Annotated in this window: 13 protein-coding genes; all 13 read left to right on the top strand. The window is 61.2% G+C overall.

What is annotated here, in order from left to right; all coding sequences use genetic code 11:
- The gene (gene ilvN, locus GTO89_RS01805) at window positions 1-498 is read left to right on the top strand and encodes an acetolactate synthase small subunit (RefSeq protein WP_161260336.1); all 498 of its coding nucleotides are present in this window, start codon (window positions 1-3) and stop codon (window positions 496-498) included.
- A 109-nt stretch (window positions 499-607) separates the two neighbouring features.
- Window positions 608-1,729: a type 2 isopentenyl-diphosphate Delta-isomerase gene (gene fni, locus GTO89_RS01810; protein ID WP_161260337.1), complete on the top strand. Its 1,122-nt coding sequence runs from the start codon at window positions 608-610 to the stop codon at window positions 1,727-1,729.
- A 155-nt stretch (window positions 1,730-1,884) separates the two neighbouring features.
- Window positions 1,885-2,625 carry a hypothetical protein gene (locus GTO89_RS01815; RefSeq protein WP_161260338.1) on the top strand — a complete coding sequence of 247 codons (741 nt, stop codon included), beginning with the start codon at window positions 1,885-1,887 and terminating at the stop codon, window positions 2,623-2,625.
- 10 nt (window positions 2,626-2,635) lie between these two features.
- Window positions 2,636-3,565 (top strand): hypothetical protein, encoded by a 930-nt coding sequence (locus tag GTO89_RS01820; RefSeq protein ID WP_161260339.1) that lies wholly within the window; start codon window positions 2,636-2,638, stop codon window positions 3,563-3,565.
- Window positions 3,541-4,911, top strand: coding sequence for a DUF512 domain-containing protein (locus GTO89_RS01825; protein ID WP_204758146.1), 1,371 nt, complete (start codon window positions 3,541-3,543; stop codon window positions 4,909-4,911). The genes GTO89_RS01820 and GTO89_RS01825 overlap by 25 nt, the downstream gene beginning before the upstream one ends.
- A 6-nt stretch (window positions 4,912-4,917) precedes the next feature.
- The gene (der, locus tag GTO89_RS01830; protein ID WP_161260340.1) at window positions 4,918-6,246 is read left to right on the top strand and encodes a ribosome biogenesis GTPase Der; all 1,329 of its coding nucleotides are present in this window, start codon (window positions 4,918-4,920) and stop codon (window positions 6,244-6,246) included.
- A gap of 17 nt (window positions 6,247-6,263) precedes the next feature.
- On the top strand, window positions 6,264-6,881 hold the full coding sequence (gene plsY / locus GTO89_RS01835; RefSeq protein ID WP_407929480.1) for a glycerol-3-phosphate 1-O-acyltransferase PlsY: 618 nt from the start codon (window positions 6,264-6,266) through the stop codon (window positions 6,879-6,881).
- Between the two features lie 32 nt (window positions 6,882-6,913).
- Entirely contained in the window at window positions 6,914-7,945 is a 1,032-nt protein-coding gene (locus tag GTO89_RS01840) for an NAD(P)H-dependent glycerol-3-phosphate dehydrogenase (protein ID WP_161260341.1), read from the top strand.
- 690 nt (window positions 7,946-8,635) lie between these two features.
- The gene (locus GTO89_RS17585) at window positions 8,636-8,761 is read left to right on the top strand and encodes a hypothetical protein (protein ID WP_268894590.1); all 126 of its coding nucleotides are present in this window, start codon (window positions 8,636-8,638) and stop codon (window positions 8,759-8,761) included.
- 42 nt (window positions 8,762-8,803) lie between these two features.
- A complete protein-coding gene (gene aroF / locus GTO89_RS01845) occupies window positions 8,804-9,817 on the top strand; it encodes a 3-deoxy-7-phosphoheptulonate synthase (RefSeq protein ID WP_161260342.1) in 1,014 nt (337 codons plus the stop codon).
- A gap of 258 nt (window positions 9,818-10,075) precedes the next feature.
- On the top strand, window positions 10,076-11,554 hold the full coding sequence (gene spoIVA, locus GTO89_RS01850; protein ID WP_161260343.1) for a stage IV sporulation protein A: 1,479 nt from the start codon (window positions 10,076-10,078) through the stop codon (window positions 11,552-11,554).
- Between the two features lie 118 nt (window positions 11,555-11,672).
- Entirely contained in the window at window positions 11,673-12,266 is a 594-nt protein-coding gene (locus tag GTO89_RS01855) for a flavodoxin family protein (RefSeq protein WP_161260344.1), read from the top strand.
- An 82-nt stretch (window positions 12,267-12,348) separates the two neighbouring features.
- Window positions 12,349-13,356 carry a deoxyguanosinetriphosphate triphosphohydrolase gene (locus tag GTO89_RS01860; protein ID WP_161260345.1) on the top strand — a complete coding sequence of 336 codons (1,008 nt, stop codon included), beginning with the start codon at window positions 12,349-12,351 and terminating at the stop codon, window positions 13,354-13,356.
- Window positions 13,357-13,360: the final 4 nt, after the last annotated feature.

Below are 13,360 nucleotides of genomic sequence, written 5' to 3' on the forward strand. Positions count from 1 at the left end.
ATGCGCCATACCCTGGCTGTGCTGGTGGAAAACCGACCCGGTGTGCTGGTGCACATCGCCGGCCTCATCGCCCGGCGGGCCTTCAACATCGAAAGCATCACCGCCGGCTACACGGAACAAGCCGACGTCACCCGCATCACCATCGTGGTGGAAGGGGACAACCGCAACCTGGAGCAGGTGGTGAACCAGCTCTCCAAACTGGTCGATGTGATCAAGATCGTGGAACTGACGGCCGAGCCCTCGATCGAGCGGGAGTTGGCGCTGATCAAGGTGAAGGCCCGACCGGAAACCCGTTCCGACATCGTCGATATCGTCGAGATCTTCCGCGCCAAGATCGTCGATGTGAACCGGGAGACCATGGTCATCGAACTGACCGGCGAAGAGACGAAGATCGACGCCCTCTGCGAGGTTCTGGCCGACCATGGCATTGTCGAAATGGTCCGCACAGGCAAGCTCGCCCTGTCGCGCAAGCCTGGCGCCGCGAAAGATTCGGAATAACCCCGTATTGAGACAGACATCCCCTGGTTTTGGCGCATCGAGAGTCAAAGCGGGGGAACCTACTGAGGCATTTGCGCCCCGGCTGGGCGAATTCTAGGGGGAACATTTCTTGGATATCCGCCAGCAACGCAAACTCGATCACATCCGCCAAGCCCTCGCCCTGGACGATGGCCCCGCTTTGAACGGTTTTACCGATGTGCGGCTCATCCATGACGCCCTTCCGGCTGTCGACTTCCGTTCCATCGACCTCTCTGTCCCGTGGGGAGGCAAGCGACTGGCCATGCCGCTGCTGATCAACGCCATCACCGGAGGAACGTCGCTGGTGACGGAGATCAACCGTCGCCTGGCGCGACTGGCCGCCCGCAACGGTGTGGCCGTCGCCGTCGGTTCCCAGGCGGCGGCGCTGCGCGATCCCCGGTTGCGCGACTCTTACCGGGTGATGCGGGACGAAAACCCGGACGGTGTCGTCTTGGCCAACGTGAACCCCAACACACCGGCGGAAAAAGCCCTCGAAGCGGTCAACATGCTGGAAGCCGACGGGTTGCAGGTCCATCTGAACCCCGCCCAAGAACTGGCGATGGCCGAGGGGGACCGCGATTTTCGCCACTGGACCGGCAACATCGCCGAACTGGCCCGCCACTGCCCCGTTCCGCTCATCGTCAAAGAGGTCGGCGCCGGCATCTCCCTGGAGACGGCGCGCCGTCTCCTCGACTTGGGCGTTCGCCACATCGACGTCGGCGGCGCCGGGGGCACCAACTTTGTGGCCATTGAACTGCGCCGCCAGGGGCAATGCCTTCCCGCTTTTGAAGCCTGGGGCATTCCGACGGCGGTCAGCCTGGCGGAAACCGTCTGGGCCGTCCATAGGGGGCTGCCTGCCGGCGAGAAGGCCTGCATCATCGCCAGCGGCGGTATCCGCGACGGCTGGGATGGGGCCAAGGCATTGGCCATGGGCGCTTCCCTGGTCGGCATCGCCGGCGCGCCGCTGAAAGGCCTCCTCGGGGCCGGTTCCGGCGCTTTCAGCGTCGCCGGGAACGGGGAGGGGGACAATGCCGCCCAGGGCTGGATCGACCGTTTCCGCCACGCCCTCCGGTTGAGCCTGGCATTGACCGGCTGTTGCCGTATCGATGACCTGCAAAACCGTCCCTGCCTGCTGACGGGCGATCTCCGCGAGCGGCTGGACCTGCGGGGGATCGCCGCCGCTTTCTGGGCGCGCCGCTCTGGCGAAGGGTGACGGGATCGACGAAAAGAATGGAACCGTCTTTAACGAAGAAGCCTCGGCCTATCGCCGGGGCTTCTTCGATTTCCCGGCTGCCCCATCGGCGAGCGCCATTGACTGTGAATCTTTTCCGGGCCTCTCCGGGCAACCTAGGAGAGGAGGTGAGCGCTTTGCCGCGGTACCCGATCGGCGCGATGTTGCTGTTGTTATCGATGATCGCCTTCGGTTTCGGAATGGGCGGGGGGATCGCCCGGAGTTTGCGCCTCACAAGCAAAACCATTTTTTTGGCGCTTCTGCTCTGGTGGCTCGCCCTTTTTATCGACCTTCCACTTGGCGGTGATCTTCCCTGGGTGGGGGTCAATGCGGGCGGTGCCCTGCTGCCGCTCGTCTATGGCTTTGCCTTGAGCGGCAAGACGACCTTGGAGCCGCGGCGGTTCTGGCTGGCCTTGGCGACGGTCGCCCTGTCGGGACTCATTGGGATGCAGGTGCTGGGCATGGAAGCGGATCACTTTCTCTGGGACGGCCATTGGCTGTTCACCCTGCTGGGGGCTGTCGGGGCCGCCGCAGTGGCAGCCGAGAGCCGGGGCGCCCTGGCGGCGATCCTGCTCGGTTCGGTGTTGGTGGAAACGATCGCGCCCTTTGTCAACGCCTACGGGAGCCTGACGTCTTTGGAAAAAGGCGGTCTGTTGGGGAGCGGGATCGTCTTCGATCGGATCGTCTTATCGGCCTTCTTTGTCCTCGTGTTGACGACGCTCTCCGAGCGGGTAGGGGAGTGGAAACCGGAAAAGCTGCGGGAGACGGGCATGGAGCCGGTGCGCTGGTTGTCCCGGGCGATTCCCCTGTTACGGCGGGTCGATCAGCGCGAGGATGAACTGACCCAGGTGAAGCAGGACGATGGACCGCCCAAGTAGAGGCGTTCCGTTGCCGAAAACGATCGTCGTCCTGCCCGCGTTGCTGTCCGGTTTTCTCTTCCTATGCCTCCTCGCCGCGCTGGCATGGCTGGGCTATGGGCAGTTGGGCGGCGAGCGGTCGCCCCTTGCTTCCCAGACCGCCTGGCAAATGGTCGTGACAGACAGGGGCGAACAATTGGGCGCCTGTCGCTGGCCCTGGCAACAGGGGGAGGCCCTGATCGACACCCAAGGCAGGCGCTGGCAGGTGGAGGGCAGGGGAAAGGCGGAAAGCGCCCCATCGGGAGTGCCGGTCCATGTCCGCCAAGACCTTGCCACCGGGGATGATCGTTCCGATCCGGTCGTCCATCCGGCCCTCTGCCCTGTCGGCGTTCTGTCTCCCGCCGATGGGACCAAAGGGTCCATCGCCCTGCTCGTGCCCGGAGATGACGATTCACAGGCAGCCGTTTGGCAGAAGGCGCTGGAACAAGCGGGCTACCGGATTTTTCGGACCGATGACATGGCCGCCGATTCGCCTCGCGCCATCCGCCAAGCGGCAGCGGGTTCACCGCTGGCGATCGTGCGTCTCCGCCAGTCACCGGCAGGCGGGTGGCGCGGACCAACGGGCGAGCGCCAGCAGGCGCAACTGCTCATCGAAGCGGGCCACCCGCGCCAGCGATCGAACCTGACATTCGCTCTCCGGTGGCAACAGTCGATCCAAACGGCAGAGCGTCCCGTGATCGTGATCACCCGGCGTCGCCTGGGTCAGCATCTCTTCCCCCGAGCCATCGATGTGCTGCTGCCGGAGACCTTCGTCCCCAGCGAATCGGTCGTCCTGGCGAGGGGATTGGCGGCAGCGCTGGAACCCGATTCCTTGACGAATGAGGGCCTGTCCGTCATAATGGATAAAAGAATCATGGACATAAGGGGGCCTCAGCCGTGCAACCTGCAGGCGGCTCGATAGAGGACCTGGATCCGGCAGGTCTGGCAAGCCGTCTCGGTCTGCGGCGAGGCGACCGGGTGATCGCGGTTAACGGTCATGCCATCCACGACGTGCTGGATTATGGCTTTTATATCCGCGAAGCCCGCGTCAGCCTGGATATCCTGGACAAAGCCACCGGGGAGATCCGGCGCTTCGAGTTGAAAAAGGATGAGGACGACGATCTGGGCATTCGCTTTTCCGAGGCCACCTTCGACGGCCTGCGGCGTTGCCAGAACCGCTGTCTTTTTTGTTTTGTCGACCAGATGCCGCCGGGGATGCGACCGTCTCTCTATGCGAAAGACGACGATTACCGCCATTCGTTCTGGCATGGCAATTTCATCACCTTGACCAACCTCTCCGAGGCGGCCTTTGAACGGCTGCTCTCGTTGCGATTAAGCCCCCTTTACATCTCCGTGCAGGCCACCGACGGTGAGACGCGCCAACGCCTGTTGGGGCACCGCCGGGCCGGGGAGATCATGGATCGCCTGCGCCGGTTGGCCGAGGCCAGGATCCAGCTGCACACGCAGATCGTCTGCTGTCCCGGCCTCAATGACGGCGCCGTGCTCGACAAATCGCTGGCCGATCTCGCCTCTCTCGGTTACGCCCTGGCCAGTGTAGCCGTCGTGCCTGTCGGGTTGACGAAGCACCGGGAGGGCTTGTTTCCCTTGCGCCCCTTTGCGCCGGACGAAGCGGAGGCTGTCCTCCGGCAAGTGGGCGCCTGGCGGGAACGGGCGCTGGCGGAACGGGGCGAAAGCGTCTTTTTTGCAGCCGACGAGTTTTACCTGTTGGCCGGGCTCCCCTTTCCGCCGGCTGAGGTCTATGAGGATTATGGCCAACTCGAAAACGGGGTGGGGCTCTGCCGGCTCTTTTGGGAAGACTGGGAAGAGGCGGCCCGGCAGTCACAGGAAAAGCGTGACCCTACAGGAGAGCGCACGTTTATTGTGACAGGCCAGTCAGGCCAGCGGTTTTTGGACCGCCTTCTCAACGATGCCTTGCCGCCATGGGCGGCGAAGGGGCGCGACAGCGACATCCGGTTGATCGGCGTGACAAACCGGTTCTTCGGTACCACCGTGACCGTTGCCGGATTGCTGACAGGGCGCGATGTGATTGAGGCCCTGCGAGGATTGGACAATCCGCCCCAACAAGGGGAACGGGTGTTGTTGCCATCGGTGATGTTCCGGGCCGAAGGCGACGTAACCCTCGATGATTATACGGCCGACGGCATCGCCGAGGCGCTTGGCGGCGTCCGGACAGAGGTCATTGACGCCGAGGGCGGCGCCCTTTTTGCGGCGCTTTTTCCCGGAGAGAAACAGCGGGGAAGCAGGTGAGGTTCTATGGCAAAACCGATCGTGGCCATTGTGGGCCGCCCAAATGTGGGAAAATCGACCCTTTTCAACCGGTTGACCGGCGGAAGGGTGGCTATCGTAGAAGACCAACCGGGGGTGACCCGGGATCGTTTGTACCGTGACGCCAACTGGCTGGAACGGGAGTTCACCGTTGTGGACACGGGCGGATTGGATTTTGGCGACCGTGATAACCCCTTTTCCGCCATCATCCATAAGCAGGCGGAAGCGGCCATGGAAGAGGCCGACGTGATCATGTTCATGGTCGACGGACGGAGCGGGATCACCGCCGATGACGAGGCCGTCGCCACGATCCTGCGGAAGGCGAAGAAGCCCGTTTTCCTCGTCGTCAACAAGATCGAGGACTTTTCCCAAAAAGAACGTTACTTCGATTTTTACTCCCTTGGCCTTGGCGATCCCATTCCCATCTCGGCCTCTCACGGCATGAACACAGGCGACCTGCTGGACGCTGTCGTGGCCGCCCTGCCGGAGAACAATGGCGAAGAGGATGACCCTGATGCGATCAAGATCGCTGTCATCGGGCGGCCGAATGTGGGCAAATCGTCCCTGGTCAACGCCATTTTGGGCCAGGAGCGCGTCATTGTATCCGACATCCCGGGAACGACGCGCGACGCCATCGACACCGCCTTTGACCGTGACGGCAAGCGCTACATCCTGATCGATACGGCGGGCATGCGCCGCAAAGGGAGGATCGATGAGGCCGTTGAGCGGTACAGCGTCATGCGCTCTTTGCGGGCCATCGACCGGAGCGACGTGGTGCTCATGGTGATCGACGCTTCCCAGGGAGTGACCGAACAGGACAAAAAGATCGCCGGTTACGCCCACGAGGCCGGGAAGGCGTGTGTGCTCGTCCTCAACAAATGGGATCTCGTCCCGAAAGACGAAAAGACGATGAACCGCTTCGACAAGGTCGTCCGTTCGGAGATGGGTTTTCTCGCTTATGCACCAACGATTTATGTTTCTGCCTTGACGAAACAGCGTCTGCCGAAGATACTGGAACTGGTGGATTTTGTGGCCGAACAGGCCACCCGCCGCATCAGCACGTCAGTCCTGAACGAACTCCTGGCGGACATCCAGCGGGTGACGCCGGCCCCGACGGACCGCGGTCGACGGTTGAAGATCCTCTTTGTGACGCAGACAGCTGTCAAGCCGCCCACCTTTGTCTTTTTCGTCAATGATGAGGATTTGTTCCATTTTTCCTATCGTCGCCACGTGGAGAACCGCTTCCGGGAGACCTTCGGCTTTGAAGGCGTCCCGATGCGCTTTTTCATCCGCCAGCGCGAGAAGGAAAAGGAATAGAAAGGATCCCGAGCGCTATGAACACCATGCTCACCCCGACAATCAACATGACGTCGCTTGGGCTGATTGCGCTGGCCTTTTTCCTCGGGTCGATTCCCTTTGCCTATCTCGTCGGGAAGCTGCGCGGCATTGACATCCGCCAGCACGGCAGCGGCAATGTGGGCGCCACCAACGCCTTCCGGGTGTTGGGGGCGACCTTCGGCGCCTTGACGCTGATTCTCGACGCCGGCAAAGGGGCGCTGGCCGCCTGGTTGGGGCTGGCGCAGGGCGAAACGATGGCCGTCGTCGCCGGGCTGGCCGCCATTTTGGGGCACACCTTTTCCCCCTTCATGAAATTCAAAGGCGGCAAAGGGGTGGCCAGCGCCGCCGGTGTGGTGCTGTTGCTCGTGCCGGACGTGACGCTGATCTGTCTGCTGGCCTTTGGGCTGGCGGTGTTTCTCACAAAATATGTTTCCGTCGGTTCCCTCACGGCAGCGGTACTGCTCCCGTTGCTGATGTTTTTTCTGCACAAACCGGTTCCTTATCAGTTATTTGCCCTGGTGACGGCCCTTTTTGTCATCTACCGTCACAGTTCCAACATCCGCAGGCTGCTGGCTGGAACCGAAAATCCCATCACAGGCAAACAACATAAATAATGGTGACGTAAAGATAGGGGGAAATTCTGAACATGCAATCGGAAAAAGTCGCTGTACTCGGCGCCGGAAGTTGGGGCACCGCCCTGGGTCGCCTGCTCGTGCAGCAGGGGAAACAGGTCTATCTCTGGTCCCGCCGGAACGATCTGGCCAAGGATATCAACAGTTACCGTGAAAATCGCCGCTATCTGCCCGGCGTTTTGTTGCCGGCTAAGGTTCGCGCCTACTCCGATGTGGACGAGGTGTTGAAAGAAGCCGCCACGATCGTGCTGGCTCTCCCTTCCTCGGCACTGCGCGAGACGGCGGCATTGATTCGTGATAAGGTGGAAGGAGAGGCGCTGATCATCAGCACCTCGAAGGGGATCGACCCGGAGACGTTGAAGCGGCCTTCCCAGATCTTGCGGGAGGAATTGCCAAAGAATTTGGCCGATCGTGTCGTCGTTCTTTCGGGCCCCAGCCATGCCGAGGAAGTGGCGCGCGACATCCCGACGACCGTTGTCGTGTCGGCGGAACAGCGGGCCGTCGCCGAACAGGCCCAGGACCTGCTGATGCGATCCCATTTTCGGGTCTATACCAACCCTGACCTGCTCGGCCTGGAACTGGGCGGTTCGTTGAAAAACATCATCGCCCTGGCCTGCGGCGTCGCCGAAGGGCTTGGCTTTGGCGACAACACCAAGGCTGCCCTGGTCACGCGCGGTCTGGCCGAGATCATCCGTCTCGGAACGGCCCTGGGCGCCCGGGAAACAACCTTCGCCGGTCTTGCCGGTCTTGGCGATCTCGTTGTCACCTGCACCAGCAAACACTCTCGGAACATGCGTTTTGGCAGCTTCCTCGGCAAAGGCAAACCGGTCGAAGAGTCGCTGGCCCTGGTCGGTCAGACCGTGGAGAGCATTCGCACGACCCGCGCCGCCTACCAACTGGCGAAGGCGAAAGGCATCGAAATGCCGATCACCGAAGAGTGCTACCGCGTGCTCTTTGAGGACGCCGCTCCGGCCGACGCTGTCGGTTCCTTGATGACGCGCCTGAAGACCCATGAGGTCGAGGAAGGCGTCGAGGGCTGGAATTAAGATTTCTGCTGAAATTGTTTTTTGTGGGTCTTGCATCGCCAAAAAACATATGGTAAAGTAAACCCAACTTCACAGGAACAACAGCGATGACAGAGAAAAGTAGGTCGGACCCAGCCTTACAGGGAGGAAACGCCATAGACTGAGAGCGTTTTCATGGCATGACAGACTGAAGTTCCCTCTGGAGCTGCCGGCTGAAACCGAGCAACCTTTGGTTGTGACGGCGCGTAGGTCAGGCCGTAGACTTCTGACGTTACATGGAAGGGAGTATCGGAACGACGTTCCCGTACTCTGCATGGAGGTGGATCCTTTTTTTCTTTGGAAAAGCAGGATCAACCAGGGTGGTAACGCGAGAGCATCACGCTTTTCGTCCCTGTTGGGGATGAAAAGCGTTTTTTTATTTTCTCTCCGCTACCGATCATGCAGTCGTGTGTTGTCGTCCTTCCCGCACTCTTATTCTCAATGAGCGGACCGCGCATTTTTTGTGCGGTCAACCAGGGTGGTACCGCGGATGCCCCGTAGCATTCGTCCCTACGAAGGGACGGCTACGGGTTTTTTTTTTGCCATGGTTTGCGTTACTGTCACTGTCCTTCGGTAGCCCTGTAGTGGAACTGGGGCGGATTGGTCTGCGAGCGGTTTGGGCGAAGCGGCGAAAAGCCGAGCGCAGCTGCGAAGCGTCGGGAGCGCCATAACATGCAGAACAACTCAGAGGTTTGGCGCGACCAGCGGAGCAGCGGAGCGAGCCGCCGCGCAGCCCTTAGCGAGCGGGCCAATCCGCCCCGCCTCCAACGCTTGGGGCTCCCCGAAAACGTTCAGTAAGCAAAAACTTGAGACGGGACATAAGAAAAGGAGGAATCACCCATGGTCATCGTCATGACCCCCCACGCCACCCAAGCCCAGATCGAAAAAGTCAATCGGATCCTCTCCGAGTACGGCTTCGCCGGCCACATGATCACCGGGGTGAACCGCATCGTCATCGGCGCTGTCGGCGACCGTCAGGCCATCGCCTCCTTAGGACTGGAGACGCTGGCCGGCGTGGAAAAGGTGGTGCCCATCCGCCGTCCCTACAAACTGGTCAGCCGGGAGGCCAAAGAGGAGAATACCATCGTCCATGTCAAGGATGTGGCCATCGGCGGCGACGAAGTGACCGTCATCGCCGGTCCCTGCGCCATTGAGAGTGTCGAACAGGTCATGAAGGCCGCCGAGGAGGTCCGCCGCTGCGGCGGGAAGATCCTGCGCGGCGGCGCCTTCAAACCGCGCACGTCGCCCTATGCCTTCCAGGGGCTGGAGGAAGAGGGCTTAAAGATCATGCGCACCGCTGGCCGCTTCGCCGGCCTGCCGACGGTGAGCGAGGTCATCGACGAGCCCAGCCTGGAACTGGCCTGCCAATACCTGGACATGGTGCAGATCGGCGCCCGCAACATGCAGAATTTCCGTCTCCTCCAGGCGGTCGGCCGCGCCCGCATCCCCGTTATCCTCAAACGCGGCCTCTCAGCCACCATCGAGGAGTGGCTCATGGCCGCCGAGTACATCCTGTCAGAGGGAAACAGCCAGGTCATCCTCTGCGAACGGGGCATCCGCACCTATGAGACGGCGACACGCAACACCTTGGACCTGAGCGCCATCCCTCTGGTCAAAGAACTCTCCCATCTGCCGATTCTGGTCGATCCCAGCCACTCCACAGGCGCGTCGCGGCTGGTCAAATCCATGTCGAAGGCGGCCGTCGCCGCCGGCGCCGACGGGCTGCTGGTGGAGGTTCACCCTGATCCCTGCCGGGCGCTCTGCGACGGCCCCCAGTCTCTCGATCCCGAAGGGTTCGAGTCGCTGATGAAGGAGTTGACCCCTGTCGCCCACGCGGTGAACCGCGGCATCTAGCCGGGGAAGAAAACGGGCAGACCCCTCTCTTTTCGTTCTAGCCGATGCCTTGGCCACATATCCATACAAATGGGGCGCTGTGGCGGCGGTTTTCAACAAAATGGAACGGATTGGTTTTCCCCGCTATGGAAACAGTCATACGGACACGCATGGCCTCATATAAATCTTAGCGTTAAGGCCTGTCAACGGAAATATTTGGGGTGGAGACCCAACCGAGCGGCCAGGGCAAAACAGTCCGATAAGGAGGGGAAAACCGCGATGGAGAAACTGGATATTTTCCGTGATATCAGTGACCGCACTGGAGGCGACATCTATATCGGGGTGGTAGGCCCGGTCCGCACGGGTAAGTCCACCTTTATCAAACGGTTTATGGAACATCTCGTGTTGCCCAACATCAAGAACGTCCATGACAAGGAGCGGGCTCGCGACGAGCTGCCGCAGTCGGCCGCCGGGCGCACGATCATGACGACGGAGCCGAAGTTCATCCCCAACGAGGCCGTCGAGATCGGCGTCAAAAACGGTCTCAAGATGCGGATCCGCATGGTCGACTGTGTCGGCTACACCGTCGACGGCGCTCTCGGCTATGAGGAAGAGGAAGGCCCGCGGATGGTGATGACCCCCTGGTCGGAAGCGGAGATGCCCTTTCAAGACGCAGCCGAGATCGGCACGCGCAAGGTGATCGCCGATCACTCCACCATCGGACTGGTCATCACCACCGACGGTTCCATCACGGATCTGCCTCGCGATTCCTACATGGAAGCCGAGGAGCGAGTGATTGAAGAACTTCGCGAACTGCATAAGCCCTTCGTCGTCATCTTGAACTCCATGCGGCCCCATTCGCGCGATACGGCCGAACTGGCCTACACCCTGGAGGGTCGCTACCAGGTCCCCGTCCTGCCGCTGAACGTATCGGAACTGAACCAGGAGGACATTCTGAAGCTCCTGGAAGAGGCGCTCTACGAGTTCCCCGTCACCGAGGTGAACATCAACCTGCCCCTCTGGATCGAGGAACTGGAGGTCAAACACCCGCTGCGGCAAAAATTCGAAAGCGCCGTCCGGGAGACGATCTCGCAGGTAAAACGGCTCCGTGACATCGACATCGCTGTGGAAACCCTTGGCGAGTACGATTTCGTGGAGGAGGTCTTCCTCCAGCAGATGAACCTGGGGACGGGCGCCGCCTCCATCGAGATGACGGCGCCGGACAGCATGTTCTATACGGTGCTCCAGGAAGAGAGCGGGTTCACCATCACAGGCGAACACGACCTGCTGCGCTTGATGAAGGAATTGTCCAAGGCGAAACGGGAGTATGACAAGGTGTCGACGGCGTTGGAGGATGTGCGCCAGAACGGCTACGGCGTCGTCAATCCGAGCCTGGAAGAGATGTACCTGGAAGAGCCGGAACTGATCAAACAGGGGAACCGCTTCGGCGTCAAACTCAAAGCCAGCGCGCCGTCCCTGCACCTCATCCGCGCCGACATCACCACCGAGATCACCCCCATCATCGGAACGGAGAAACAGTGTGAGGAACTGGTCCGCTACATCCTCGAGGAGTTCGAAGAGAATCCTCAAAAGATCTGGGAATCCAACATATTCGGCAAATCCCTGCACGACCTGGTCCGCGAGGGTGTCCAGAACAAGTTGCAGCGCATGCCGGAAAATGTGCAAGGAAAATTGCAGGAGACGCTCCAGCGCATCGTCAACGAAGGCAACGGCGGTCTGATCTGCATCATTATCTAAAGAAAAAGCCGGGAACGACGCCCGGCTTTTTTCCTTGTCCCATCAGGAAGGGATTCGCGACGCCCAGGTGGTATTAACTGCATTATATAGAAGTCATGAAAGGGGAAAACAACATACCATGAAAATCGTGCTGGTGAATGGCAGCCCGAACCGGGCAGGAAATACGGCGGCATTGCTCGATGCCGCAGCCGCGGAGATCGTCAAAGCAGGCGCAGCGGTGAGCCGGATCGATGTGGCTGAGGCCTTGGCCAGCGCCCGTTGGCCCTTCTGCACCGCCTGCTCCAACCCCTGTTCCGGCGCCTGTTTTACGGGAACGGCGCTGGAGGAGGCCTATGACGCGATCGCCGGCGCTGACGGCGTCCTGATCGGCAGCCCTGTCTATTTCGGCACGGTGAGCGCTCAACTGAAAGCCTTTTTTGACAAGACCCGCCAGGTTCGAGGGAAAAAAGCCTGGTTTGGCCTCCCCGGCGGCGCCGTCACCTGTGGGGCTTCACGCTTCGGCGGTCAGGAGACGACGGTGCGGGCGATCCACGACATGATGCTGGTGCAGGGAATGACCCTCGTCGGCGACGGTTATCTTGAGAATGACTGCGGTCATTTTGGCGCATCGGCCCAAAAACCGGCGGCCGCCGACGCTGACGGTTTGAAGCGCGCCGGCATCCTCGGCCGCCGGATCGTCGAGGCGGCCCGCGCCCTCGCCCGGAAAGGCTAACGGCCGAGGAGCGACGCCCTCCTGACCATCGTCAGTCAACGGAGTCTGGGGCGAGAGACCCCTGGTTGAGCGAGGTGTGACCATGATTCTTCGGGAAGAATTGGAGCGGCGGGAGGAAAGCCTCTTGTCTCCCTATGCGGCCAAGAGCGCCCACAGCAGGGGTCGCATGAAACCGGAAGAGGAATGCGCCATGCGAACGGCCTTCCAGCGCGACCGTGATCGGATCATCCACTCGAAGGCCTTCCGGCGGCTGAAGCACAAGACCCAGGTCTTTATCTCCCCCGAGGGCGATCACTTCCGCACCCGTCTCACCCATACGCTGGAGGTTGCCCAGATCGCCCGGACGATCGCCCGCGCGCTGGCGCTCAATGAGGATCTGACAGAGGCGATCGCCCTCGGCCATGACCTGGGGCACACCCCCTTCGGCCATGCCGGGGAAGACGCCCTTGACAAGACACTGACAGAAGGGTTCTCCCATGCCCGGCAGAGCCTGCGCGTTGTGGAACTGTTGGAACAGGGGAGCGGGCTGAACCTGACCTGGGAGGTCCGCGACGGCATCGTCAACCACTCCAGCAGCGGCAAGCCGACCACCTTGGAGGGGCAGATCGTCCGCTGGGCCGACCGCTTCGCCTACATCAACCATGACATCGACGACGCCATCCGGGGCGGCATCATCGGGGAGGGCGAGCTTCCCCAGGACTGCCTCCAGGTCCTTGGCGCCAATCATCGCAGCCGCATTAACCGGATGGTCATGGACATGGTGCAGGCGTCGTGGGAACAGCCGGAGATCCGGCTCAGCCCCGAGGTGGAGGAGGCGACGCTGAAGTTGCGGCGCTTCATGTTCAACCAGGTGTACATCGGTTCGCAGGCCAAAGGGGAAGAGAGCAAGGCCAAGGAATTGATCTTTTCTCTGTTCCGCTACTTCAAATACAACCCGCGCGCCATGCCGCAGGAGTTTCAGGAGATGATCGAGACGCAAGGGCTGGAGCGCACCGTCACCGATTACATCTCCGGGATGACGGATCGCTTCGCCGTCAAGGTCTACGAACGGCTGTTTCTGCCCTTGCCTTGGCTCAGCCGTTGGGATTAGAACC

The sequence above is a fragment of the Heliomicrobium gestii genome, from assembly GCF_009877435.1.
In the GTDB taxonomy this organism is placed as follows: Bacteria; Bacillota; Desulfitobacteriia; order Heliobacteriales; family Heliobacteriaceae; genus Heliomicrobium; species Heliomicrobium gestii.

Coding starts and splice junctions, on each gene's coding strand:
- ilvN (WP_161260336.1), top strand. CDS start 1: ATGCGCCATACCCTGGCTGTGCTGGTGGAAAACCGACCCGGTGTGCTG.
- der (WP_161260340.1), top strand. CDS start 4,918: ATGGCAAAACCGATCGTGGCCATTGTGGGCCGCCCAAATGTGGGAAAA.
- plsY (WP_407929480.1), top strand. CDS start 6,264: ATGAACACCATGCTCACCCCGACAATCAACATGACGTCGCTTGGGCTG.
- GTO89_RS01840 (WP_161260341.1), top strand. CDS start 6,914: ATGCAATCGGAAAAAGTCGCTGTACTCGGCGCCGGAAGTTGGGGCACC.
- GTO89_RS17585 (WP_268894590.1), top strand. CDS start 8,636: ATGCAGAACAACTCAGAGGTTTGGCGCGACCAGCGGAGCAGCGGAGCG.
- aroF (WP_161260342.1), top strand. CDS start 8,804: ATGGTCATCGTCATGACCCCCCACGCCACCCAAGCCCAGATCGAAAAA.
- spoIVA (WP_161260343.1), top strand. CDS start 10,076: ATGGAGAAACTGGATATTTTCCGTGATATCAGTGACCGCACTGGAGGC.
- GTO89_RS01855 (WP_161260344.1), top strand. CDS start 11,673: ATGAAAATCGTGCTGGTGAATGGCAGCCCGAACCGGGCAGGAAATACG.
- GTO89_RS01860 (WP_161260345.1), top strand. CDS start 12,349: ATGATTCTTCGGGAAGAATTGGAGCGGCGGGAGGAAAGCCTCTTGTCT.